Raw genomic sequence first — 24722 nt, forward strand, 5'->3', positions numbered from 1 at the left:
GGTGCGATGCGCAGAGCGAAGCGCGAGGCGCGAGGCGCGAAGCGGGGGGGAGATACGACGGGTACGGGAAGTGCCGCAAGTGCGGCGCGGGAAAGGCGGCGTGGATGCCGGCCGCCGGCGGCGATGGCGCGCGCGGGCGGCGCGCTAGTGCTCGCGCTCCCAGGTCTGGGTGCGGCCCAGCAGGCTGATGCCGATGAAGCCGCGCACGTTGAGCTTGTTGCCGTCGTCCGCGAGCGACATGCGGGTCTTGTAGACCTTGCCGTTCTCGGGGTCGAGGATCTCGCCGCCGCCCCATTCGTTGTCGCCGGTCTTGCGCACGCCGGTGATGATGGTCAGGCCGATGATGGGCTGGTCGCGGCGCGCGTCGGTGCACTTGTCGCACACCTTGGACTTGCCTTCCGCGTCGACGAAGCTCTTGACCAGCCTGCCGCTGTAGACGCCGTTGCTCTCGGTGATCTCCACCAGGCCGCGCGGCTTGCCGGTGTTGTCGTCGATGGTCTTCCACGAGCCGGCGGGCGAGGCCTGGGCCAGTGCCGCGGCGCTGGCCAGCAGCGCGCCGGCGAGCACGGCGAGCCGGGCCGCCGTGACGGCGGCGCGCGCGGTGCGTCGGGGGGCAGAAAAGTGCATCGGGTTCTCCTCTCTCAGGTTGGTGCGCGCGACCGCGCGGCACGGTCACGCCAATCTACTGGCGAAGGGCGCCAGCCGCAATGCGCGGGCACCGTTTGCGCACGCACCAGGCGGACCTTTGCCGCTGCCCGGAAACCGGCGCGGTTGCTGGCGCCCGGGGTATTTTGTCGTGCAGCAAAACCGGCTCTTTCCAGGTCTCCGAAGCAATCCTCTAGGCGTTCGTTTCAAGTGCGGGCAGCGTGCCGCGCGCCGGCATCGCGGGCGCGTTCGCGGGCGCTCGTCGCGCCATGCGCCCGCATCGCCCGCCGCGCGTCGCGCGTCGCGGACGACGCCGGAGAACATCGCGCCGGACCGCGCGCAGTCGGACCGTCGCCGGACCGTTGCCGGCACGCATGCCGATGGATGCGGAGCGGCGCCCGCCGGCCGCATCGATGCGACGGCGCTCGCGTCGCGAGAGCGCATGCGTTCATCGGCGGGCGCGCATCGACGGCACAGCGGATGGGAGGCGAGCGGAAGACGGCGGCAAGACGAACACGAAGCGATGCACGCCGACGCGGACCGACACCAATCGCGTTGCGCATGACGATGTGCGAAGCCGGTTCGTCGTGCTCGCGTCGCGAAGGAGACGGACAGACCGTTGCGTCGACGCATCACTGCGCGCGCTGTGCGAGCGAGCGCGCGGCGTGCCCGCGCGGCGCGTGCGCCGACGCTGCGCCGAGACGCGATGGCGAGGCGCAGCGCATGATGCCGCGGCATGCTTCGTCGCGCGCCGTCGCGACGTTGCGTGGCACGCGCGCGCCACCGATGCGCTCGCGCGCCGCGCTTGCGCGAGCGCATTGCCGCTTCCCGCAAAGCCTTTGCCGGCGCGGCTTTCCGGGATGACGTCAGCGGCGGTGAAGAGGCCGCGCATGCGCGCCGGCAGCGCGCGCGGCGACGTGCGCGAGGAAAAATCCGAAGCATCGCGGCAAGGGTTCCGCGCTCTCGCGATGCCGCTTTTCTTGTCGCGTCAGCGGGCTCGCGCGAGGCGATTTCGCATGCGATGGAACGCGTCGAGAGCGCGTCGCGCGCAGGTGAAGCGCAGGCCGGCGAAGCGCTGCGATGGCGACGAAGAAGTTGTCATGCGCGCGCGCGTGTTTTTTTGCACTTTTTTCTTAACATCGCCGAACAAACGAATTATGATTCGCCTTGACAAGAGTCTCACTTCATTGCATGGCCGTGGTCGTAGTCGTAGTTGGCAGGATCGAAGCAAGCTCGAACGATGATGTCGGACGCGATGCTTCACGATGAGCGATGCGCTCCGCCACGATAAGCGCCCCCCGCTTCGATGCAATGAGACAGGTAGCTCAGGAGCACCAGAACTTTGACGCAGACCAAGCCGTACTGGTTTTCTAAAACGCGTGCAGTCTCCTTTGGCCCAGTAGCGGGATGGGCGAACTACCCCCAGACGAATGCAGACCGTGGTGCGCGTGGCCTAGCCCGCATCGCGGCAATGCCGGCCGATATCTCTTCTATTGATGCTGCGCGCCGATCCGGCGGATGGCGCGGGCAGACCGAATATTCCAGGGCGCGGCAAGCGTCAGAAGCCCGGTTGCGGGCTCCGCTTGACCACATTCGCACCGCGCGCCGCGGTGCCCCTGCCACCGAATTCATTAGCGTGCGGACGCAGTGTTGCCGTGCGCCGATGAATCGCTCGCTCGATTGGGGTCGCAGCGCTGTATCGCGCCTCGGGTCGGTCGGGTCGCCAACTTAGGTCATTCGATATTCACTCTCTAGTGAAGGAGTTATCCATGGCAACGACTGCAAAGAAGAAACCGGCGGCCAAGAAAGCCGCCAAGCCTGCTGCCAAGAAGGCAGCAGCCCCGGCCAAGAAGGCCGCAGTGAAGAAGGTCGCCGCCAAGAAGGTCGTGGCGAAGAAGGCTGCACCGGCCAAGAAGGCTGCGCCGGCGAAGAAGGCTGCTGCCAAGAAGGTCGTAGCGAAGAAGGCAGCGCCGGCCAAGAAGGTCGCCGCCAAGAAGGTCGTAGCGAAGAAGGCCGCACCGGCCAAGAAGGCTGCTGCCAAGAAGGTCGTGGCGAAGAAGGCCGCACCGGCCAAGAAGGTTGCCGCCAAGAAGGCTGCGCCGGCCAAGAAGGTTGCTGCCGCCAAGAAGGCCGCACCGGCCAAGAAGGCTGCTGCCAAGAAGGCCCCGGCCAAGAAGGCTGCCGCCAAGAAGGCTGCGCCTGCTGCCAAGCCTGCCGCTGCGCCTGCTGCCGCGCCCGCAACGACCTCGAAGACCGTGCTGAACCCGGCCGCTGCATGGCCGTTCCCGACGGGCACCCGTCCGTAAGCCGTGCCGCTGACGGATTCCTGCGGGAATCCCCAAGGCACGCAGCGCGTGCCGCACTGACCGGATACGCGGTATCCGGTCTGCAAGACGCCAGTCTTGCCAACCCGCCGACGGCGCAAGCCCGGCGGGTTTTTTCATGCCCGCGCGGACCGGCGCAGCGCGGCGCAGGGCCAATGAAAAAGGCGCCGCTCCGTGTGGGAGCCGGCGCCTCGGCGAGCGGCCTGGCGGGCCTGCGGGTGAACCCGCAGACGGACCCGCTGGTGGACCCGTAGGTGGACCGCTGGTGGATCTCCGTAATGCCGCCGCGGCAGGGCCCCGCAACGGCGTCAGGATCGTCCTAGGGTAACTTCCTAGTGGGTGACACGGGTGGTGCCGCCCGAGGACAGCAGGCGCACGCGCTCGCCCGGGCGGAAGGCTTCGTCGGCGTCCTGCACGATCGCGCGCATCTCGCCGTTGTCGAGCTTGACGGTGATCTCCAGGCCACGGCGCTGGTTGATCCGGTTTTCCGCCGCGCTGCCGGCGATGCCGCCGAGCACGGCGCCGAGCACGCCGGCCGCGACCGAGCCGCCGCCGCTGCCGATGGTGCTGCCCGCGGCGATGCCGCCGATCGCGCCGCCGGCGATGGTGCCGGCGCCGGTCTGCTCACCCTGGATCAGCACTTCGCGCACGCTCTCGACCACGCCAAAGCGCAGGATCTGCTCGCGCTGCGCCTGGCCCGGCGTGTAGATGCTGGCGGAGTTCGATTGCGAGGCGCAGCCGGCCACGAGGGTGGCGGCTGCGGCGAGCGCGAGGGCGCTGGTGCGAATCAGGGTATGCATGAGATCGATCCCGGAAAAGTTACTCGTAGCGATAGCCGAACGCCGACTGGAAGCGTTGGCCGATTTCGTCGCGCGACGGCTTGTGGTTCTGCGGACCCTGGTGCGCGATCTTGATGGAGCCCATCAGGCTGGCGAGGCGCCCGGTGGTTTCCCAGTCGAGGCCCTGCTCGATGCCGTACAGCAGTCCGCCGCGGAAGGCATCGCCGCAGCCGGTCGGATCGACCACGCGCTCCGCCTGCACGGCCGGAATATTGTACTGCCGCTGGTCGGCGTGGACGCTCGCGCCTTTCTCGCCGTGGGTCACGATGAAGGCGCGCACCTGGGCGGCGACCTGCTCGCTGGTCCAGCCGGTACGCGAGAGCAGCACCTGGGCTTCGTAGTCATTGACCGTGACGTAGCTGGCGAGTTCAACGAACTGGCGCAGGTCCTCGCCGTTGAACAGCGGCATGGCCTGGCCCAGGTCGAAGATGAACGGCACGCCGGCGTCGGCGAACTGGCGCGCATGGTGCAGCATGCCCTCGCGGCTGTCCGGCGCGACGATGCCCAGCGCCGGCGGGTTGGCGCCCTTGAGCGCGTCCTGCACGTGCGAGAGCTGCGACTGGTTCATCGCGCCCGGGTGGAAGGCGGTGATCTGGTTGTTGTCCAGGTCGGTGGTGATCATCGCCTGCGCGGTGAAGGTGTCGGGCAGGGTGCGGATGTGCTCGGTGCCGATGCCGAGTTCGCGCAGGTATTGCAGGTAGGGCTCGGCGTCCACGCCCACGGTGGCCATGACTACCGGGTCGCCGCCCAGCAGCTTGAGCGTGTAGGCGATGTTGCCGGCGCAGCCGCCGTACTCGCGGCGCATGCCCGGCACCAGGAAGGACACGTTCAGCATGTGGATCTGGTCGGGCAGGATGTGTTCGCGGAAGCGCCCCTCGAACGTCATGATGGTGTCGTAGGCGACGGAGCCACAGATCAGGCTGGACATGCTCTCTCCAAATGCAGGTAATCGGGTGATCGGGTGATGGCCGGCGGCGCGCGCTGGCCGGCGGCCGCCGAAAAAAAGGCCACCCATGATACCGGGTGGCCGGACCGCGGGGCGCGGCGCTTACTTCAGCGCGGCCAGGGCGGCATCGTAGTTCGGCTCGTTCTTGATCTCGGGCACCAGCTCGCTGTACTTGACGGTGTCGTTCTCGTCGAGCACCACCACCGCGCGCGCGGTCGCGCCGGCCAGCGGGCCGGTCTTGATGTCCACGCCGTAGCTGTCCTTGAAGCCGGCGCCGCGCATCAGCGACAGCGGCACCACGTTGGCCAGGCCTTCGGTGGTGCAGAAGCGGCTCATCGCGAACGGCAGGTCGGCCGAGATGGTCAGCACCACGGTGTTGGCCAGGCCGCTGGCGGCCTCGTTGAACTTGCGCGCCGAGGTCTGGCAGACCGGGGTGTCCAGGCTCGGGACGATGTTGAGCACCTTGCGCTTGCCGGCGAAGTCGGCCAGCGCGACGTCCTTCAGGTCCTTGCCGACCAGCGAGAAGGCGGGGGCCTTGTCGCCGGCTTGCGGAAACTTGCCGCCGACTTCGATGGGGTTGCCGCCGAGGGTGACGCTGCTCATATGTGCTCCTGTGTGAATGGTGGGCCCGCACGCGCGGTGCGGGTCCCGGGGGCGCGACGGGAACGCCCGGGGCGGGCGTCGGACCCGTCTGGAATTCAGGGGTAGAAGATCAGCACGCGGTAGTTGGCCGCCGCCTGCTGCGTGCGGAATCGTACCCGAACCGGCAGCTCCGTGCCGGCGCGCAGGCCCAGCGTGGCGAACGCCTTCTGCGCGGGCTCGAGATAGTCGGCCGGCTGCAGCACCTTGCGCAGCAGGAGCTGGTCCTGCAGGTCGGTCATGACCAGCTCGATGGCGGGCAGCGCCACCGTGGCGCGGCTCTGGTTGCGCATGGTGACGGCCAGCAGGTAGGCGTCGGATTCCTCGTCCTGCTTCTGCAACTGCGAGCTTTCGATGCGCAGCGCGTCGATGTCGCGCCACGGCGCCACCTCGCAGCGCAGCGGCGCGCACAGCGCCTCGAAGGCCGGGCGCAGCACCGGGAACTGGCCGGCGAGCTGGCTGCGCGCGAGGAAGGCGAGCTGCGCCAGCGCCGCCACCGCCAGCACGCCGATGGCCGCCTTCTGCAGGCGCCGCCTGCGCCGCGCGGGGCCGGGATCGCGCTCGCGCGCGTGGCGCAGGAAGTCCGGCGCGAACACCGGCGCGTCGGGCGCGTTCTGGCTGGTCCACTGGCGCACCGCCTGCTCGCGCGCGATGGCGGCGGGAATCTCGGGGAAATCGTCCTGCGCTTCGGCGCGCAGGTAGCCGCCCGCGCTCGGGATGGCGGCGGTCTCGGCGGGCGCCATGCCGGACGTGGCGCTCGCGGTGATGCTGGACGTGACGCCGAGCGCGGTGTCGGACGTGATGTCGGCGGCGATGCCGGCCGCGTGCGCGGCGTCGTCGCTGCCGGTTTCCGGCGGCAGCGGCGGCAGCGATGCGCTGGCTTGCGCAGCCGCTGCCGTGTCCGCCTGCGCCGCGCGGGCAATGCCGGCGGCCTCGGGCGCGGCGGCGGGCGCGAACGGCGGCAGGTCGTCGGACAGCGTCCTCGGGTCCAGCGTGGGCCACGGCGTGGCGGCGGGCGCCGCAGCGGCTTCGGCGGTGTCCGTGGTCTCGGCCGCTTCCGTCGCTGCCGTCGCTTCCGCCGCATTCACCGTTTCCACCGCTTCCGTCTCCCGGGGCGGTTCGGCCGCGGACCCGGCTGCCGTGGTCCCGGCCTGCGCCGGCGCATCGCCATCTTCGCGCGTGGCGGCTTCGTCCGGCTCCGGCTCGATCACGCCGGGCACGAAGACCGCGGACGGTTCGTCGTCTTCCGCGGCGGCGCTGCCTGCATGCTGTTCCTGCTGCCGGGCGGCCTCGGCCGCCTGCACGGCCTGGTCGGCCTCGGCCTGCGTCTGGTACAGCATGACGGTGGGCGCGTCGAGCGCCGGCACGTCGTAGCCGGGGTCGAAGGGCGGGATAAAGGGCGAGGTAAAGGGCGGAACGGCGGCCGGCGCGTCGTGTCCGGCCTCGGCGGGCGCATCCGGCGCGGGATGTGGCTCGGCATGCGGCCCGGCATGCGCGCGCTTGCGCGGGGCGCGTGTCGCGCGCGCATGCGCGGCTTCGTGGGTGTCTTCATGGGCGCCTTCGTGGCCGCCGTCATGGGCGTCCTCGAAGGTCTTCTCGTGCGTGGCGCGCGTGGCGCGATGGCGTGGCTCGCCGTGCGCGGGTGGCGCTGCCGGCGCCGGCGCGTCCGGTGCGGGCGCGGGGGTGGTCTCGGGGGCCGCCTCGGGCGCGGGCAGCTCGATCAGGTGCTCGCGCGCGTCGAACACGGTGTCGCACTGGCCGCAACGCACCAGCCCCTGGCGCAGGCGCAACTGGTCGGCTACCAGCCGGAAGGCGGTGCGGCAGGCCGGGCAACGTGTGACGAGCTTGGCTGCGGCCATCGGCGGGGCTCAGTGCGGGACGCCGGCGCCTTCGCCGCGGGTGCCGTGCAGGCACACCCAGCCTTCCTCGCTGCGCCATACCGACATGGCGAGCCAGGGCGCATAGGCGGCGGCGACGTCGTCGGCCTGCCGCTCGAGCACGCCGGACAGCACCAGCCGGCCGCCCGGGCGCACGCGCGCGCTCAGCATGGCGGCCATCACCTTGAGCGGGTTGGACAGGATGTTGGCCACGACCAGGTCGTAGCTGGCCTCGGACACGCTTTCCGGCAGCGCGAAGGTGGCTTCGACGCGGTTGCGTTCCGCGTTGTGGCGCGAGGCTTCCACCGCGTTGGGGTCGATGTCGATGCCGAGCGTGGCGCCGGCGCCGAGCTTCTTCGCCACGATGGCGAGGATGCCCGAGCCGCAGCCGTAGTCGAGCACCGACTCGCCCGGCCCGAGGTTCTGCTCGAGCCACTGCATGCACAGCCGCGTGGTCGGGTGGCTGCCGGTGCCGAAGGCTAGGCCCGGGTCGAGCTCCAGCACCACGGCGTCGGGCTCGGGCGCCTCGTGCCACGACGGCACCACCCAGATGCGCTCGCCGATGCGGATCGGCGCGAACTGGGATTGCGTCAGGCGCACCCAGTCCTGGTCCTCGACCGGGCGCAGCGCGTAGGCCGGCACCTCGGCGGCGCCGAGCGCGTTGGCCGCGGCGGCCACCGCCAGCGCGGGGTCGGTGGCGTCGTCGAACAGCGCCACCACGCGCGAACGGTTCCACGCCAGGCGGGTGGGTTCCAGCCCGGGCTCGCCGAACAGCGGCTGCTCGTCGGGCGTGTCGGCATCGGCGTCTTCCACCGAGACCGACAGCGCGCCGAGGTCGAACAGCGCGTCGGACCAGGCTTCGGCCTGGTCCTGTGCGATTTCAATCACACATTCCTGAAATGCCACTGGCGATCCTTGTCGATCCGTTGTTGTCAGTCCACTGCGTCATTTCCAAAGCCCCCCGTTCGACTGCGCCTCAAGGCCGCATGCGTCGTTGCAGATGCTCGCAATAGCGAGCTATTGCGGCGCTTTGCGCCTGGCCTGCGACCTCGATGCACAGCCGACCCGGGGCGTTTTCCCTGACGCAGTGGACTAGGCCGCGCCGGGCTTCAGATCTTGCCGCCCTTGGCCACGGTCTTCTGGGCCAGGCGATGCTCGAGATAGTGGATGCTGGTGCCGCCTTCGACGAAGTTGGCATCGAGCATCAGCTCGCGGTGCAGCGGTACGTTGGTCTGGATGCCGTCCACCACCATTTCCGACAGCGCGATCCGCATGCGGGCGATGGCCTGCTCGCGGGTGGCGCCGTAGGTGATGATCTTGCCGATCATCGAATCATAGTTGGGCGGCACGAAGTAGCCATCATACGCGTGCGAGTCCACCCGCACGCCGGGGCCGCCCGGCATGTGCCAGGCGGTGATGCGGCCCGGCGACGGAATGAACTTGAACGGATCCTCGGCGTTGATGCGGCACTCGATGGCGTGGCCGCGCAGCTGGATGTCCTTCTGGCGCCAGCGCAGCTTCTCGCCGAAGGCGATGCGGATCTGCTCCTGCACGATGTCGATGCCGGTGATCATCTCGGTGACGGGGTGCTCGACCTGCACGCGCGTGTTCATCTCGATGAAGTAGAACTCGCCGTTCTCGTACAGGAACTCGAAGGTGCCGGCGCCGCGGTAGCCCATCTTCTTGCAGGCCTCGGCGCAGCGGTCGCCGATGCGTTCGATCAGGCGGCGCGGGATGTGCGGCGCGGGCGCTTCCTCGATGACCTTCTGGTGGCGGCGCTGCATGGAGCAGTCGCGCTCGCCCAGCCAGACCGCCTGGCGGTGCTGGTCGGCCAGGATCTGGATCTCGACGTGGCGGGGGTTCTCCAGGAATTTCTCCATGTAGACCTCCGGGTTGCCGAAGGCGCGGCCGGCTTCCTCGCGCGTCATGTTGACCGCGTTGACCAGCGCCGCCTCGGTGTGCACCACGCGCATGCCGCGCCCGCCGCCGCCGCCGGCGGCCTTGATGATGACCGGATAGCCGACGTTGCGGGCCGTCGCCAGGATTTCCTTGGGATCTTCCGGCAGCGCGCCTTCCGAGCCCGGCACGCACGGCACGCCGGCCTTGATCATGGCCTGCTTGGCCGAGACCTTGTCGCCCATCAGGCGGATGCTCTCGGGGCTCGGGCCGATGAAGACGAAGCCCGATTTTTCCACGCGCTCGGCGAAGTCGGCGTTTTCCGACAGGAAGCCGTAGCCCGGGTGGATGGCCTGCGCGTCGGTCACTTCGGCGGCCGAGATGATGGCCGGCATGTTCAGGTACGACAGCGGCGACGGCGCCGGGCCGATACAGACGGCTTCGTCGGCCAGCTTGACGTATTTGGCTTCCTTGTCGGCCTCCGAATACACCACGACGGTCTTGATGCCGAGTTCGCGGCAGGCGCGCTGGATGCGAAGGGCGATTTCACCGCGGTTCGCGATCAGAATTTTTTCAAACATAGTCACTCTCTGCGAGGAGAAGGGCAGTCCCGCCGCGGTGGCTCGTGGCGCCCCCGGCGGCGCGGCCGGAGTGCGGGCGGAGGAACTGGCAGCCGGACGGGGAGCGTCCGGTCCGCCGGCGCCGGCGCGGCCGTCCGGATCTTCCGGCGCGGGCTGCGGGCGGCGCGGCATGCCGATCAGTATCAGCCGATGATGAAGAGCGGCTGGCCGTATTCGACCGCCTGGCCGTTCTCGACCAGGATTTCCTTGATCACGCCGGCCTTGTCGGATTCGATTTCGTTGAGCAGCTTCATCGCTTCGATGATGCAGACCGTCTGGCCTTCCTTGACGGTGTCGCCCACGTTGACGAAGGCGGCCGCGCCCGGCGACGGCGCGCGGTAGAAGGTGCCGACCATCGGCGAGGTCACGACATGGCCGGACGGCAGCTGCGGCGCAGCGGGCTCGGCGCTGGCGACCGCGGCGGCGGGAGCGGCGGCCGCGGGCGGCAGCGCCTGCATCGGCTGCATGGCCATCGGCGCGGCCACGACCTGGGGCGGCGCCTTGACGATACGTACCTTGCCTTCGCCTTCGGTGACTTCCAGCTCGGAGATGCCGGACTCGGCCACCAGGTCGATCAGCGTCTTCAGCTTGCGCAGGTCCATCTTCTATCCTCCTGAATCGGGTTGTCCGGCGCGCTGCGCTGGGGCGGCTGCGTCCGGGTAAATTGCATGCGTCCGGCGTATTGCCTCCGTCCACCGCGAGCAGCGGGCAGGGCAGGCGCCGGGGGCGCGGTCATCGTCGATGAAATCGAAATCAGCGGGCGGGTCAGGCCGCGGGGGGCGCCGGTTCAGGCGCCTGCCCGAGGACATAGTCCAGCGCCAGCAGGTAGCCTTGCCAGCCAAGTCCGCAGATCACTCCGACCGCGATATCGGAGAAGAAGGAGTGATGACGGAAGTTCTCGCGGCGATGCACGTTCGACAAATGGACTTCGACGAACGGAATCGCCACCCCGGCCAGCGCGTCGCGCAAGGCTACGCTGGTGTGCGTGTAGGCGGCCGGGTTGATGATGATGAAGTCGACCCCCTCGTCGCGCGCCGCATGGATGCGGTCCACCAGCGCACCCTCGTGGTTGGACTGGAACGTCGCCAGGGCGAGGCCGGTTTCGCGCGCACGCTGCGCCAGGGCCAGGTCGATGTCGACGAGCTTCGTATGCCCGTAGGTTTGCGGCTCGCGCGTGCCCAGCAGGTTCAGGTTGGGCCCGTGCAGGACCAGCACCTTGCGGTAGCGGGCGGAGCGGCTTTCTGGCGGCGTATCGATCACGGCGACTCGACCATTTCAACGAAATTGCGCGGAGATTACCGTAGCTTAGAGTGATTTGTCTAGCAGCGCAGACATAGGGCAGCCTCGATTTCCGGTCTTCCGGCGGCATTTCCGGGCCGGTGCCGGCCTGTTTTGCGGTTTCGAGGCTAATTCGCAAAAATTACGGGACAATCGAACAAGGTTAGTTGAAATTCACCGCAAATCAAGCGTCTCGCCGTCATCCGCGCGGCAGTGCAGCACGCAGGTCATTGGGGGAAACCCTACCCATCTTGCGGTAGGTGACGGTGCCGTCCGGCGCGATCACCACCGTATAAGGCAGGCCGCCGGCCGCATTGCCGAAGTTGCGCGACAGCTCGGTGCCGGCGAAGCCGGCCACCGCCAGCGGATACGCGACCGGCACTTTCTTGATGAACTGCTGGATGTTGCTGGCCGAATCGATGCCGATGCCGACAAATTCCACCTTGCGGCCCGAATACTCCTGGTACAGCGCGGTCAGGTCGGGCATTTCCTCCACGCACGGGCCGCACCACGGCGCCCAGAAGTTCACCACCACCGTCTTGCCGCGGAAATCGGCCAGCCGCAGCTTGCCGCCCTGCGGGTCGGGCAGCTCGGTGCTCAGGAAGGTCTCCACGGCGGCGTCGGACGCCGGCCGGGGCGAGAACACGTAGTGGCCGGCAAGGGCGCCCGCCACGGCGGCGGCGATGGCGACGAGCCAGATCCAGAGGCGGCTGCGGCGGGCGGGGCGGGTGGTGGCAGTGGTCATGGCGGTGGCAGGAGTCGGAAACCAGGCGCAAGGCGCGGCGGTGGCGGGAAGCTCTTCTATATATGACTATGACGGCGCCAGCGCGGGTCAGGCGGCGGCCGGCGTGCCGGGCGCATCCGGCGCGTCCGGCGTGGCCGCCACCAGCGCCTGCACGGCGGCGAGGTCGGCCCGCGCCACGCGGCCGCCGGCATCGGCGCGCACCGCGCCGCGTTCGTCGTCCGCATCATACAGCGCGATGTGGATGCCCACCGGCTGGCCCAGTTCGGCCCGCACCTCGCCGGCCAGCAGGCGCGCCTCGCGCTGGGCCGGCCACTGGCCTTTCCACAGGAAGCTCAGCGTCTCCACGTCGCCGCGGCCGGCGAAATGCCGCGATTCGCTGGTGTCGAAATCGACGCCCGCGTTGAGCAGGTGCAGCGTCAGGTCCTTGGGGCTGTCGCAGAAGCATTGCAGATAGATGTCCGAATGCTCGGTGGCGGTGCCGTTGAGCACCGCGCCCGCCAGGTAGGGCCGGAAGCCGGCCAGGTCGCGCATGGCCAGCAGCGCCAGCCGGCGCAGCAGGGCCAGGATGCGGGGCTGGCTGTCGGCGTGGAACAGCGCCTGGTAGGCGCGCACTTCGGCTTCCACGGTCTCGTTGTCGGGCAGCCACTCGCCGGCCACGCGCACGTCGCCCAGCAACTGGCGCGCGGCCTTGCGCTTGGCGGTGGCGTAGTCGGCACCGTCTTCCGCGATCATGCGGGCGGCGGCCTGGGCGATTTCCTCGCGCAGGCGGATGGGGTCGAGGGGGGTGCGACGGGACATGGAGGGATGATACCGGAGGGGGAGGAGGCTGGACTCTTAGAGTCTACGCGGCGGGGCGGGTTCGCGCGCGCCGGCGAGATACCGGCAATTGCCGCCATACCCCTCGGGTACAATCCCTTTCCATCCCGTAGCAACAGGGGCCCGGCCCGCCAGGCCCGCCCCGCGACCCGAACTCCCATGCATATTCACATCCTCGGCATCTGCGGCACGTTCATGGGCGGCCTGGCCGTGCTGGCCAAGCAGGCCGGCCACCGCGTGACCGGCTGCGACGCCAACGTCTATCCCCCCATGAGCACCCAGCTCGAGGCGCAGGGCATCGAGCTGATCGAGGGCTTCGACCCGGCGCAACTGGCGCTGGAGCCGGACCTGTTCGTGGTCGGCAACGTGGTGTCGCGCGGCAATCCGCTGATGGAGGCCATCCTCAACCGCAACCTGCCCTATACCTCGGGCCCGCAGTGGCTGGGCGAGCACGTGCTGCGCGGCAAGTGGACGCTGGCGGTGGCCGGCACGCACGGCAAGACCACCACCACCTCCATGCTGGCCTGGATCCTGGAAGATGCCGGCTACCAGCCGGGCTTCCTGGTGGGCGGCGTGCCGCAGAACTTCGGCGTGTCGGCGCGGGTGACGGCATCGGACTTCTTCGTCATCGAAGCCGACGAATACGACACCGCTTTCTTCGACAAGCGCAGCAAGTTCGTCCACTACCGTCCGCGCACGGCCATCCTGAACAACCTCGAATACGATCACGCCGACATCTTCCCCGATCTTGCCGCGATCGAAACCCAGTTCCACCACCTGGTGCGCACCGTGCCCGAGCAGGGCCGGCTGATCGTCAACGGCATGGAGGAAAGCCTGGCGCGCGTGCTGGAGCGCGGCTGCTGGAGCGAGACCGAGCAGTTTGGCCTGGGCGAGTGGCGCGCCGGCGAACCGGTGGAGCTGGCCGGCGCGGACACGGAGCGGGACCGCTTCGACGTGTGGTTCGGCGACGCCGTGCAAGGCCGCGTCGACTGGACCCTGCAGGGCACCCACAACCGCATGAACGCGCTGGCCGCGATCGCCGCGGCGCGCCACGTGGGCGTGCCGCCGGCGCAGGCCATCGACTCGCTGGCGCGCTTCGCCAACGTGAAGCGCCGCATGGAGGTGCGCGGCGAGGCCGGCGGCATCACCGTCTACGACGATTTCGCCCATCACCCCACCGCCATCCAGACCACGCTCGCGGGGCTGCGCCGGCGTGTCGGCGCGGCGCGCATCCTGGCCGTGCTGGAGCCGCGCTCCAACACCATGAAGCTGGGCGTGATGAAGGCGCAGCTGCCGGCCAGCCTGGAAGCGGCCGACCTCGTGTTCGGCTACGGCGCGGCCAGCGGCAAGGACGCGCTCGGCTGGGACCTGGGCGAGGCGCTGGCGCCGCTGGGCGAGCGCGCCGCCGCCTTCAGCGACCTCGCCGCGCTGGTGCGGGCGGTGCGCGCCGCGGCGCGCCCGGGCGACCACGTGCTGGTGATGAGCAACGGCGGCTTCGGCGGCGTGCACCAGAAGCTGCTGGATGCCTTCGCCGCCGGCGCGGCGGCCTGAGCGGGGCGCGGCATGCTGCTGTACCTGCATGGTTTCCGTTCCTCGCCGCAGTCGTTCAAGGCGCGCATGGTGCAGGAGCGCATGCGCGCCTGGGGCGCCGCGCGCTACTACGCCTGCCCGGTGCTGAACGTGTCGCCGGCGGCGGCCATCGCCCAGGCGGAGGCCGCCATCGCCGCCTCGCAGGCCGGCGGCGCGCAGCCGCTGGCCATCATCGGCTCGTCGCTGGGCGGCTTCTACGCGCGCTGGCTGGCCGAGCGCCACGGCTGCCGCGCGGTGCTGCTCAACCCGGCCGTGCATCCATGGACCGACCTCGAGCGCTACCTGGGCGACCAGCCGCTGTGGCACGGCGGCGGCTCGGTGCGCGTGGAGCGCCATCATCTGGACGAACTGCTGGCCCTGCGCGTCGAGACGATCACGCGGCCCGAGCGCTATTTCCTGCTGGCCGCGACCGGCGACGAGGTGCTCGACCACCGCGAGATGCTGGCGGCGTTTCCCGGCGCGCGCACGCGCGTGATCGAGGGCAGCGACCACGGCATCAGCGAATTCGCCGACTATGTCGACGAAGTGCTGGCTTTCTGCGGCTATGGCCCCGGCGGCCCGGTGCCGCAGGACGGGCCGGGGATGCCGGCATGAGCGCGGCATGAAGGCGGCGCACCTGCGCCGCGGCGCCTGGCACGCCCATTTGCCCGAGGACCGCGCCATCGGCGCCAACCTGCGGCGCTGGGTGTGCGGCGAGGGCTCGCTGACCGCCCGGCTGGTGGCCGCCTCGGCGCGCTTTCGCGTGCGCCGCCTGGCGCAGCGCATGGAAGTGGCGCTGGCCGACGAATGGCAGGCGCTGGGGCTGCCGGCGCGCCGCCGCGCGCTGGCGCGCGAGGTGCTGCTGGTGTGCGACGGCACGCCGGCCATCTTCGCCCACACCGTGGTGGTGGCCGCGCACGCCCGGCGCGACTGGCCCTTCCTGCGCGGCCTGGGCGAGCGCCCGCTCGGCGGCGCGCTGTTCGTCGACCCGCGCGTGCGGCGCGAGCCGTTCGCGTTTGCCCGCCTGCCGGCGCACCACCCGCTGCGCCGGCGCCTGGCGCTGGCCGTGCCGGCCATGCGCGAACTGGCCCCCAACGTGACGCTGCCGGCACGCCGCTCGCTGTTCCGCCGCGGCGGCGGCGCCATGCTCGTGACCGAGGTCTTCCTGCCCGACCTGCGCGCGCGCCGCGCGCCGGAGCTCGCCGGCGGCCAGTGAAGCCACGGTCACGACATCGACACGAACACAGGTAAACCTACCAACACCAACCGCGCCCCCACCACCACCAACGCCACCAGGAACTAGGGACCGACATCATGAAATTGCAGGGACGGGTTGCCATCATTACCGGCGCGGCTGCCGGCATCGGCTTTGCCACCGCGCAGCGCTTCGCCGCCGAAGGCGCGATCGTGGTGCTGTGCGACGTGCAGGAAGAGCGCGTGCACGCCGCCGCGGCGCAGATCGCGCAGACCGGCGCCACCGCGCTGGCCTTCAAGGTCGACGTGACGCACCGCGACGAAGTCGACGCCGCCGTGGCCGCCACGCTGGCCGCGCACGGCCGCATCGACATCCTGATCAACAACGCCGGCATCACCAAGGACGCGCGCCTGGTCAAGATGAGCGAGGCCCAGTTCGACGCCGTGATCGACGTCAACCTCAAGGGCGTGTTCAACTGCGCGCAGGCGGTGGCCGAGATCATGGTCGAGCAGGGCCGCGGCGTGATTCTCAATGCATCCAGCGTGGTCGGCCTGTACGGCAACTTCGGCCAGACCAACTACGCCGCCACCAAGTTCGGCGTGATCGGCTTCACCAAGACCTGGGCGCGCGAGCTGGGCCCCAAGGGCGTGCGCGTCAACGCGGTGTGCCCGGGCTTCGTCGCCACCGACATCCTGCGCACGGTGCCGGAGAAGGTGCTCGACGGCATGAAGTCCGCGTGCTGGCTGCGCCGCCTGGCCGAGCCGGCCGAGATCGCCAGCATCTACGCCTTCCTCGCCAGCGACGACGCCAGCTACGTCAACGGCGTGGCGATCGAGGCCAGCGGCGGCATGTCGCTGTAGCACGGCGGGCCGCGCCCGGCTGGCGGCCGGCGCGGTGCGGTATCATCTCGGGTCCGGTCGCCGCCTCGCCTGAAGGCGGCTCCTTGCTTCATTTCTCTCACCGGGCCGTTCCGAGCGGCGTTGCCCGACGCCAGGCGCCGGCTTCGCCGGGCGGCTCCCGGCATTTCTGAAAGTACCGATCCATGCAGTTGCTGTTCGAAGAAGGCGGCGAGATTCGCGCCGGCACCGTGCTGACCCAGCAGGGCGAGGCCTACCAGGTGGAATTGCCCGCGGGCAAGCGCACCAAGGTCAAGTCGCGCGACGTGCTGCTGCAGTTTGCGCAGCCCTCGGCGATCGAGCTGGTGCGCCAGACCGCCGAGCTGGTCGGCGAGATCGACCTGGACTTCCTGTGGGAATGCGCGGCCGAGGAAGAGTTCGGCTTTGCCGACCTGGCCGCCGAATACTACGGCGCGGGCGCGGGCGTGGTGCAGCAGGCCGCGCTGGCGCAGGCGCTGCACGGCAACCCGGTCTATTTCCGCCGCAAGGGGCGGGGCCGCTACCAGCGCGCGCCGGAAGACCAGTTGAAGGCCGCGCTGGCCGCGCTCGAGCGCAAGAAGCAGCAGGCCCAGGTGCAGGCCGAGTACGAAGCCCAGCTCAAGGCGCTGGCGCTGCCCGATGCGTTCCGCGGCAAGGCGCTGCAACTGCTGTTCAAGCCCGACAAGAACAGCCTCGAATACAAGGCGATGGACGCCGCCTGCACCGCGCTGGGCATGTCGCCGATGCGGCTGATGGTGGCGGTGGGCGGCATCGCCAGCCCGCGCGCGCTGCACGAGGCCAAGTTCCTCTCCGAATGCTTCCCCAAGGGCACCGGCTTTCCCGAGGTGGCCGTGCCCGAGCCGGCCGGCGAGCTGCCGCGCGCGGCGGTGCAGGCGTTCTCGATCGACGACGTCACCACCACCGAGATCGACGACGCGCTGTCGGTCACGCCGCTGGACGGCGGCAAGATCCGCGTCGGCGTGCACATCGCCGCGCCGGGCCTGGGCATCCGCCGCGGCGAGCCGCTCGACGCGGTGGCGCGCCAGCGCCTGTCCACGGTCTATTTCCCCGGCGACAAGATCACCATGCTGCCCGACGCCGTGGTGGAGCGCTACACGCTGCAGGAAGGGCGCGAATGCCCGGCGTTGTCGCTCTACGTCGACTACGACCCGGCCCTGCAGATGATCCTTGGCAGCGAGACCCGCGCCGAGATGGTCATGATCGCCGCCAACCTGCGCCACAACCTGCTCGATGACGTAGTGACCGAGGCCGCGCTGGCTGCCGGCACCGGCGACTATCCGTTCCGCCCCGAGCTGACCCAGCTCTGGCATTTCGCCGGCTGGCTGCACGACGAGCGCCAGAAGGCGCGCCTGGCCAGCGGCCTGCGCCCGGAATCGCACAACCGCGCGGACTACAACTTCTACCTCGACGCGCTGCCGGACGGCGGCGAGCGCGTGCGCATCGAGCAGCGCCGGCGCGGCTCGCCGCTGGACAAGATCGTGGCCGAGCTGATGATCCTGGCCAACAGCACCTGGGGCAAGCTGCTGGCCGACCACGGCGTGCCGGGCATCTACCGCACGCAGAAGGCCTGGGGCATGCACCGCACCCGCATGCAGACCTACCCGGCGCCGCACGAGGGGCTGGGCGTGGCGCAATATGCGTGGAGCACCTCGCCGCTGCGCCGCTACGTCGACCTGGTCAACCAGTGGCAGATCCTGGCGGTGGCCCAGCACGGCGTCACCGCCAAGCTGGTGGCGCCGTTCAAGCCCAAGGACGCCGACCTGCTGGCCGCCGTGGCCGACTTCGAAGGCACCTACGCGGCCTACGCCGACCACCAGTCCACGATGGAGCGCTACTGGTGCCTGCGCTGGCTGGCCCAGGAAAAGCGCGAGCGCATGATGGCCTCGGTGCTCAAGGAAGGCGCGGTGCGCTTTGCCGAGATCCCGCTGGTCACGCGCGTGCCCGAGCTGGCCCAGGCCGCGCGCGGCACCCAGGTGCTGCTGGAGATCGGCGCCACCGACGAGATCTCGCTCGAGGTGTCGTGCCGCGTGCTGGAAGTGTTCGCTGGCGAGGGCGAGCTGCCCTCGGAAGAACTGGAAGGCGACGACGAGGCCGCCGAGGTGTCGGCCGAGGCCGCCGCCGAAGCCGCCGCCGAGGAGGCCGCGCAGGCGGCTGCCGAGGGCGGCGCGGACGGCGCTGCCGTGGAGGCACCGGCGCAGGACGGCGACGCCGCCGATGCCGCCGGCGCGCCGGGCGACGCCGGCGACGCTTCGTCGGGCGCACGCGACACCGGCGCCGGCGGCGGCGCCTGACGCCCTCGGAAAAAACGGGGCGCTCCCTTACAATCGCAGTCTGAACCGGGCCGGGTCCGACAGGCACGTGCCCGGTCCCGCCGCCGCCCCGATCCCTCTACGCCAGCAACCACGCCAGCCATCGTGAAAGCCGCCTTTTCTCCCCGCCAGTGGTGGAATGCCAGCAGCACGATGAGCAAGGCGCTGGCCGTGTCGGTGCTGGCCCATGCGCTGCTGCTCACGGTGCGCGTGGTCGCGCCCGAGGCCTTCGAGATCAAGCGCACCGATGCCGCGCTCGACGTGGTGCTGGTCAACTCCAAGTCCGCGCAGCGCCCGCAGAACCCGACCGTGCTGGCGCAGGCCAATCTCGACGGCGGCGGCGAGCAGGACCAGCAGCGCGCCACCACGCCGCTGCCGGCCCAGACCGCCACCAAGGACGGCGACCTGGTGCGCCAGATGCAGCGCCGCGTGGAGCAGCTCGAGCAGGAGCAGCAGCGGCTCATGACGCAGGCGCGCGAAGCCGCGCCGACGGTCAGCAGCCAGCCGCTCAAGCCCGGCCAGCTGCGCACCGAGATGCCGCTGCGCGGCCAGGACGAGCGCACCTCGCTCGACGAGATGGCCAAGCTCGAAGCCGAGATCGGGCGCAGCCTGGAGCAGTACGCCAAGCGGCCCAAGCGCTTCCAGCTCACCGCCACCAGCGCGCAGGAAGTCGAGTACGCGCAGTACTACGACCGCCTGCGCCAGAAGATCGAGGCGCGCGGCACCGCCGATTTTCCCCAGCGCAACGGCAAGCCGCTGTACGGCCAGCTGATCCTGGTGATCAACGTCAACCGCCAGGGCCGGCTCGGCTATAACCGCGACGGCTACAACGTCGACGCCATCGACGTGGTCAAGAGCTCGGGCGACCCGGCGCTGGACCGCCAGGCGGTGGCGATCGTGCGCGCGGCCGCGCCGTTCGGCGGCTTCACGCCGCAGATGCAGGCGCGCCAGGATATTCTCGAAGTGATCTCCACCTTCAGGTTTTCGCGCAGCGGCCTGGAAACCCGCCTACAGGCCAGATGATGTCAACAGAAACCACGCAGACCCCCGCCACCGCCGACCGCTACGTGGTGGTCGGCAACCCGATCGCGCACAGCCGCTCGCCCGCCATCCACGCCGCCTTCGCGCGGCAGACCGGCGAGGCCGTTTCCTATGAGCGCCTGCTGGCGCCGCTGGACGGGTTTGCCGACACCGTGCGCGCGTTCTTCGCCGGCGGCGGCCACGGCCTGAACGTGACCGTGCCGTTCAAGCTCGAGGCCTACGACCTGGCCGACCGCCTCACGCCGCGCGCCGAGAGCGCCGGCGCGGTCAACACCATGTGGATCGAGGACGGCCTGATCCACGGCGACAACACCGACGGCATCGGCCTCGTGCGCGACATCGAGATCAACCTCGACACGCTGCTCGAAGGACGCCGCATCCTGCTGCTCGGCGCCGGCGGCGCGGCCAGGGGCGCGATGCTGCCGCTGGTGATGTGCCGCCCCGACCGGATCGTGGTGGCCAACCGCACCGCCGAGCGCGCCAGCTTCATCCTCGAGGACGTGGCGCAGCAGGCCGACGAATACGGCGTGGAACTGTGGGGCGGCGGCTTCGACGCGCTCGCCGCGCTGACCGGCGACGACGCCTGCGACGTGGTCATCAACGCCACCAGCAGCAGCCTGCAGGGCGAACTGCCGCCGCTGCCGGCCGAACTGCTGGGCAAGGACGTGCTGGCCTACGACATGATGTACGGCGCCGAGCCGACCGTGTTCCTGAAGTTCGCCGCGCAAAGCGGCGCGCGCACCAGCGACGGGCTGGGCATGCTGGTCGAGCAGGCCGCCGAGGCCTTCTACAACTGGCGCGGCGTGCGGCCCGCCACCGCGCCGGTGCTGGCGCAACTGCGCGCCGAGCTGCAGGCGGAGCCGGCGGGCAAGCCAGCCCGCTGAGCGACCGGCCGGCCGCGCGCATCCGTCATGGCAGAACGCAGGCGCACCGCCCGCTCCGCCGCCGCCACGTCCGCGCGCGGCCCCGGCGCGCTGCGCTGGCTGGCCTACCTGATCGGCGTCGCGGTGGCCGGCGTGCTGGCCATGCAGGTGTATTTCTTCCTGCAGATCGCCGCGTGGCAATACGTGAACCCGTCTTCCACCGCGTTCATGCGCGCCGAGCGCTGGCGGTTGTGCGGCTTCAACGTCTGGAACTGCCAGGTGGACCGGCGCTGGGTCGGCTACGACGACATCTCGCGCAACCTCAAGCGCGCGGTGATCGCCAGCGAGGACGCCGACTTCGTCAACCATCCCGGCTACGAGCTCGACGCCATGCTCGATGCCTGGGAGCGCAACAAGAAGCGCGGCCACATCGTGCGCGGCGGCTCCACCATCACCCAGCAACTGGCCAAGAACCTGTTCCTCTCGCCCGAGCAGCACTACCTGCGCAAGGGGCAGGAGCTGGCCATCACGTGGATGCTGGAGTTCTGGCTCGACAAGCAGCGCATCTTCGAGATCTACCTGAACTCGGTGGAGTGGGGCGAGGGCGTGTTCGGCGCCGAGGCCGCCGCCCAGCACTACTTCAAGACCAGCGCGGCGAAGCTCAACGTGGGCCAGGCGGCGCGCCTGGCCGCGGCGCTGCCGGCGCCGAAGTGCTTCGACAAGAAGCCGTACTGCGCCAGCGTGCGCGTCAACTTCAAGGTCAAGGCCGGCATCATCGCGCGCCGCATGGGCGCGGCCACGCTGCCGGACTGAACGGCGCCCCGGGTCCGCTCAGCTCAGCCAGCCCTTGCGGCGGAAGTAGATCAGCGGCACCGCCGCCGACACCGCCATCAGCGCGATCGCCCACGGATAGCCCGCGGCCCAGTCCAGCTCCGGCATCAGCTTGAAGTTCATGCCGTAGATGCTGGCGATCAGCGTGGGCGGCATCAGCGCCACCGACACCACCGAGAACAGCTTGATGATCTTGTTCTGGTTGATGTTGATGAAGCCGACCGTGGCGTCCATCAGGAAGTTGATCTTGTCGAACAGGAACGCGGTGTGGTTCTCGATCGAGTCGATGTCGCGCAGGATCTGGCGCGCCTCGTCCTGCTGCTCGGCCGACAGCAGCTGGCTGCGCATCAGGAACGAGACCGCGCGGCGCGTGTCCATGACGTTGCGGCGGATGCGGCCGTTCAGGTCTTCCTCGCGGGCGATGGTTTCCAGCACGTCAGCGGCGGCGGCGTCGGTCACGTTCTCGGCCAGCACGCGCTTGCTGGCCTCTTCCAGCCGCTCGTAGACTTCCTCGATGGAGTCCGCCGAGTATTCCGCGTCGGTGGCGTACAGGTCCATCAGCACGTCCTTGGCGTTGCGCACCGAGCCGGGCCGCACGCGCGCGCGCAGGCGCACCAGGCGGAACACCGGCAGGTCTTCGTCGTGGATGGAGAACAGCACGTCGCGCGCGAGCACGAAGGCCACGCGCACGTTGCGCGAGATGTCTTCCTCGTCGAGCAGGAAGTCGGTGCGGATGTGGATGTTCTCGTCCTCGCCCTCGAAGTAGCGGGCCGAGGCTTCCAGGTCGCCCAGGTCCTCGAGCTCGGGCAGGGCTACGCCGTAGGCTTCCTTGATCCAGGCGAGTTCTTCGTCGTCGGGGCTGATGACGTCGATCCAGATCGGCTTGTGCTGCAGCAGTTCATTGCGGTCATCGACCTGCTCCTGTGCGAGCCGGCCTTTCTGCAGGACGAACAGGTTGATCATCCCAGGGCTTCCTTGTTGCGTTTGGCGAAGAAACGCGCAGGCGCGGCTTGCCGGGCATGGAAGCGAACCCGTCCCTGGCCGCGTGGCGCAAGGGCGGGAAGCCGCTGGCAAGCGTGATCGCGCTGCGCGCCGGCGAGAAAGCGCGCGCAAGGCGATGGCGTTTGCCGTTCATGGCTGGCAAGCCGGGGGAGGGAAGATCCGGAACGAAGCGGCGCGCACTGGCGGTGCGCCGGCAAGGGACACGGAAAAACGCTCACCCGCAGTATGGTTCTGCGGGCAAGTCCGACGAGGCGGTGGAAGCGGCCTGGGCCGGTTCCGGCGGTCGTCGTTACGCAGCCCGCAGTGACATGGCATTCGGTGTGGTCGCGGCTTTGCCGCGGCAACTCGAACACCCGATGCTACTGCCCACGTAGTTTCTCCGGGATTATGATGGCCGCGAGTGTAGCCCAACGCAGGGGGCTTGTTAAGTGAAATATGGGTGAATGCCGCCGCCGCCGCACCCTGCGCGCAACGGTGCCGCGCTCAGCGCGCGCGGGCCGCCAGCAGGCGCCGCCGCAGCAGCGGCACGAGCAGCACCGAGGCCAGCGCCGCGAACATCAGCACGATGGCCGCGTAGTCCTGCCAGTGCGGCTGCTCGCCCAGCATCCACATACCCGAGAACACGCCCACCACCGGGATGAACATCACCGACAGGCTCGACACCACCGGCGGCAGGCTGCGCGCCAGCACGAACCACACCAGGTGGCAGTAGGCGAACACCACCACCGCGTTGTAGGCGATGGCGCCCCATTCCACCGCGTCGGGCAGGCGCCAGCCGCTCTCGAAGGCCAGCGTGCCGGCCAGCAGGAAGGGCAGCGTCACCACCAGCATCCAGAAGGTCAGCGCGCCGACCGGCATCTCGATGCGGCTGCGCTTCATCATCTGCGTGCCCAGGCCCCAGCCCGCCGCGGCGCCCAGCATCAGCAGCGTGCCGGCCGGGCTGCCGGTGAGCGCGGCGAGCTCGCCCGAGAGCAGCAGCACCGTGCCCGCCAGCGCGCAGCCGATGCCGGCCCAGGCCGCGGCGCCGATGCGCTCGCGGTACAGCACCAGGCCCCACACCACGGCCCAGATCGGCATGGTGTAGCCGAGGATGGCGGCGCGGCCCGAGGACAGCATCTTGACCGCGCAGATCGCCAGCAGGTGCCACACCACCATGTTGAACAGGGCGAGCTTGACGATCGTCGGCCACTGGCCGGGCGGCACCCGCAGCGGCTCGCCGCGCACGCGCAGGGCCAGGCCCAGCGCCAGCACGCCGCCGGCCATGCACAGCAGGCGGAATCCCATTGCCGGGAAGTGCGCCACGCCGAGTTTCATGATGGGCCAGTTGACGCCCCAGGCGATGGTGAGGACGACGAGCAGGACGAGGCTGCGGCGGTCAAGGGACATGGCGGGCGGGCGGCTGTGTGCGATGCCGCTCTTTGTATCGGGGAGGAACGGCAGAAGATAGCATGCAGCGGGTAAAATCGCTGGCAACCACCGTCGCCGCGCGCAGCGCGGGCCCGGCCCCGCCCGGGCCGCTCCGCCGCGGCCGACCCAGACCAGCGAGCATTCCATGAACTTCACCGAACAACTGGCCGAGGCCTGGCAGCGCAACGACTCGCTGCTGTGCGTCGGGCTCGACCCCGATCCCGCCAAGCTGCCGCTGTCCATGACGGGCGCCGGCGGCGCCATCTTCTCGTTCTGCCGCGAAATCGTCGACGCCACCGCCGACCTGGTGTGCGCCTTCAAGCCGCAGATCGCGTATTTCGCCGCGCAGCGCGCCGAGGACCAGCTCGAGCAGCTGGTGGCCTATATCCACGACGCCCATCCCGGCATCCCCGTGATCCTGGACGCCAAGCGCGGCGACATCGGCTCGACCGCGCAGCAGTACGCCATCGAGGCCTTCGAGCGCTACCAGGCCGATGCCGTCACCGTGAACCCGTACATGGGCCTGGACTCGCTCGAGCCCTACCTGGCCTATCCCGACCGCGGCGTGATCGTGCTGTGCCGGACCTCCAATCCGGGCGGCTCGGACGTGCAGTTCCTGAACGTGGACGGCAAGCCGGTCTACCAGGTGGTGGCCGAGGCCGCCGCCACGCGCTGGAACACCAGCGGGCAGATGGCGCTGGTGGTGGGCGCGACCTTCCCGGCCGAGATCGCCAGGGTGCGCGAGATCGTCGGCGAGATGCCGCTGCTGATCCCGGGCATCGGCGCCCAGGGCGGCGACATCGAGGCCACCGTGCGCGCCGGGCGCACGGCCGGCGGCACCGGCATGATGATCAACTCGTCGCGCGCCATCCTCTACGCCAGCCGCGAGAAGGACTTCGCCGCGGCCGCGCGCAACGTCGCGCTGCAGACGCGCGAGGCCATCAATCGCTTCCGCGCGGGCTGACGGCGGCGCGCCGGCGCGGT

General features: G+C 70.0%; 25 protein-coding genes. 12 read left to right on the top strand and 13 right to left on the bottom strand.

The window, feature by feature from the left end; genetic code table 11:
• Positions 1–144: 144 nt before the first annotated feature.
• Complete coding sequence (locus KF708C_RS23810; RefSeq protein WP_020204282.1) at positions 145–627, bottom strand: DUF2147 domain-containing protein; 483 nt, start codon at positions 625–627, stop codon at positions 145–147.
• A gap of 823 nt (positions 628–1450) precedes the next feature.
• Here KF708C_RS23810 and KF708C_RS35885 point away from each other — a divergent pair.
• Both KF708C_RS35885 and KF708C_RS34830 read left to right on the top strand, forming a co-directional pair.
• Complete coding sequence (locus tag KF708C_RS35885; RefSeq protein WP_156173934.1) at positions 1451–1816, top strand: hypothetical protein; 366 nt, start codon at positions 1451–1453, stop codon at positions 1814–1816.
• A 598-nt stretch (positions 1817–2414) separates the two neighbouring features.
• On the top strand, positions 2415–2951 hold the full coding sequence (locus tag KF708C_RS34830; RefSeq protein WP_081651466.1) for a histone H1-like DNA-binding protein: 537 nt from the start codon (positions 2415–2417) through the stop codon (positions 2949–2951).
• Positions 2952–3301: 350 nt separating this feature from the next.
• On the opposite strand, the gene KF708C_RS23820 is transcribed toward KF708C_RS34830, so the two are convergent.
• From KF708C_RS23820 to KF708C_RS23865, 10 genes are all read right to left on the bottom strand, one after another.
• Positions 3302–3769 (bottom strand): membrane protein, encoded by a 468-nt coding sequence (locus KF708C_RS23820; protein WP_020204285.1) that lies wholly within the window; start codon positions 3767–3769, stop codon positions 3302–3304.
• Between the two features lie 19 nt (positions 3770–3788).
• A complete protein-coding gene (locus KF708C_RS23825; protein ID WP_020204286.1) occupies positions 3789–4736 on the bottom strand; it encodes a carbohydrate kinase family protein in 948 nt (315 codons plus the stop codon).
• Between the two features lie 120 nt (positions 4737–4856).
• Positions 4857–5357 (bottom strand): thiol peroxidase, encoded by a 501-nt coding sequence (tpx, locus tag KF708C_RS23830; protein WP_020204287.1) that lies wholly within the window; start codon positions 5355–5357, stop codon positions 4857–4859.
• Between the two features lie 95 nt (positions 5358–5452).
• Positions 5453–7252, bottom strand: a complete 1800-nt coding sequence (locus KF708C_RS23835) for a DUF3426 domain-containing protein (RefSeq protein ID WP_059413498.1) — start codon at positions 7250–7252, stop codon at positions 5453–5455.
• A gap of 9 nt (positions 7253–7261) precedes the next feature.
• Positions 7262–8176: a 50S ribosomal protein L11 methyltransferase gene (prmA, locus tag KF708C_RS23840; protein ID WP_029043874.1), complete on the bottom strand. Its 915-nt coding sequence runs from the start codon at positions 8174–8176 to the stop codon at positions 7262–7264.
• A gap of 203 nt (positions 8177–8379) precedes the next feature.
• The gene (accC, locus tag KF708C_RS23845) at positions 8380–9747 is read right to left on the bottom strand and encodes an acetyl-CoA carboxylase biotin carboxylase subunit (RefSeq protein WP_020204290.1); all 1368 of its coding nucleotides are present in this window, start codon (positions 9745–9747) and stop codon (positions 8380–8382) included.
• 182 nt (positions 9748–9929) lie between these two features.
• Complete coding sequence (gene accB, locus KF708C_RS23850; RefSeq protein ID WP_020204291.1) at positions 9930–10388, bottom strand: acetyl-CoA carboxylase biotin carboxyl carrier protein; 459 nt, start codon at positions 10386–10388, stop codon at positions 9930–9932.
• 163 nt (positions 10389–10551) lie between these two features.
• Complete coding sequence (gene aroQ / locus KF708C_RS23855; protein WP_020204292.1) at positions 10552–11046, bottom strand: type II 3-dehydroquinate dehydratase; 495 nt, start codon at positions 11044–11046, stop codon at positions 10552–10554.
• A 217-nt stretch (positions 11047–11263) separates the two neighbouring features.
• Positions 11264–11809, bottom strand: coding sequence for a TlpA family protein disulfide reductase (locus KF708C_RS23860; protein WP_020204293.1), 546 nt, complete (start codon positions 11807–11809; stop codon positions 11264–11266).
• An 87-nt stretch (positions 11810–11896) separates the two neighbouring features.
• The gene (locus KF708C_RS23865; RefSeq protein ID WP_059413499.1) at positions 11897–12607 is read right to left on the bottom strand and encodes a hypothetical protein; all 711 of its coding nucleotides are present in this window, start codon (positions 12605–12607) and stop codon (positions 11897–11899) included.
• 177 nt (positions 12608–12784) lie between these two features.
• Between KF708C_RS23865 and mpl the strand changes: the two genes are divergently transcribed.
• The 8 genes from mpl (at position 12785) to mtgA (ending at position 21311) form a co-directional block, all read left to right on the top strand.
• Positions 12785–14176, top strand: coding sequence for a UDP-N-acetylmuramate:L-alanyl-gamma-D-glutamyl-meso-diaminopimelate ligase (gene mpl / locus KF708C_RS23870; protein ID WP_059413500.1), 1392 nt, complete (start codon positions 12785–12787; stop codon positions 14174–14176).
• Between the two features lie 12 nt (positions 14177–14188).
• A complete protein-coding gene (locus KF708C_RS23875; RefSeq protein ID WP_020204296.1) occupies positions 14189–14809 on the top strand; it encodes a YqiA/YcfP family alpha/beta fold hydrolase in 621 nt (206 codons plus the stop codon).
• Positions 14810–14816: 7 nt separating this feature from the next.
• Complete coding sequence (locus tag KF708C_RS23880) at positions 14817–15410, top strand: chorismate--pyruvate lyase family protein (RefSeq protein ID WP_020204297.1); 594 nt, start codon at positions 14817–14819, stop codon at positions 15408–15410.
• Between the two features lie 98 nt (positions 15411–15508).
• A complete protein-coding gene (fabG, locus tag KF708C_RS23885) occupies positions 15509–16249 on the top strand; it encodes a 3-oxoacyl-ACP reductase FabG (RefSeq protein WP_020204298.1) in 741 nt (246 codons plus the stop codon).
• Positions 16250–16431: 182 nt separating this feature from the next.
• A complete protein-coding gene (locus KF708C_RS23890) occupies positions 16432–18576 on the top strand; it encodes a ribonuclease catalytic domain-containing protein (RefSeq protein ID WP_059413501.1) in 2145 nt (714 codons plus the stop codon).
• Positions 18577–18747: 171 nt separating this feature from the next.
• Positions 18748–19617, top strand: coding sequence for an energy transducer TonB (locus KF708C_RS23895; RefSeq protein WP_059413502.1), 870 nt, complete (start codon positions 18748–18750; stop codon positions 19615–19617).
• The gene (gene aroE / locus KF708C_RS23900; RefSeq protein ID WP_020204301.1) at positions 19614–20519 is read left to right on the top strand and encodes a shikimate dehydrogenase; all 906 of its coding nucleotides are present in this window, start codon (positions 19614–19616) and stop codon (positions 20517–20519) included. The genes KF708C_RS23895 and aroE overlap by 4 nt, the downstream gene beginning before the upstream one ends.
• A 27-nt stretch (positions 20520–20546) precedes the next feature.
• Positions 20547–21311 (top strand): monofunctional biosynthetic peptidoglycan transglycosylase, encoded by a 765-nt coding sequence (mtgA, locus tag KF708C_RS23905; protein WP_059413503.1) that lies wholly within the window; start codon positions 20547–20549, stop codon positions 21309–21311.
• Between the two features lie 18 nt (positions 21312–21329).
• On the opposite strand, the gene corA is transcribed toward mtgA, so the two are convergent.
• Positions 21330–22292, bottom strand: coding sequence for a magnesium/cobalt transporter CorA (gene corA, locus KF708C_RS23910; RefSeq protein WP_020204303.1), 963 nt, complete (start codon positions 22290–22292; stop codon positions 21330–21332).
• A 56-nt stretch (positions 22293–22348) separates the two neighbouring features.
• Here corA and KF708C_RS35890 point away from each other — a divergent pair, with 56 nt between their 5' ends.
• A complete protein-coding gene (locus KF708C_RS35890) occupies positions 22349–22705 on the top strand; it encodes a hypothetical protein (RefSeq protein WP_155888161.1) in 357 nt (118 codons plus the stop codon).
• A 109-nt stretch (positions 22706–22814) separates the two neighbouring features.
• Here KF708C_RS35890 and KF708C_RS23915 read toward each other — a convergent pair whose 3' ends face one another.
• Positions 22815–23717: a DMT family transporter gene (locus KF708C_RS23915; RefSeq protein ID WP_020204304.1), complete on the bottom strand. Its 903-nt coding sequence runs from the start codon at positions 23715–23717 to the stop codon at positions 22815–22817.
• Positions 23718–23883: 166 nt separating this feature from the next.
• On the opposite strand from KF708C_RS23915, the gene pyrF reads away from it, so the two are divergent.
• Entirely contained in the window at positions 23884–24702 is an 819-nt protein-coding gene (gene pyrF / locus KF708C_RS23920; RefSeq protein ID WP_020204305.1) for an orotidine-5'-phosphate decarboxylase, read from the top strand.
• Positions 24703–24722: the final 20 nt, after the last annotated feature.

The sequence above is a fragment of the Cupriavidus basilensis genome (assembly GCF_000876015.1).
GTDB lineage: Bacteria > Pseudomonadota > Gammaproteobacteria > Burkholderiales > Burkholderiaceae > Cupriavidus > Cupriavidus basilensis_B.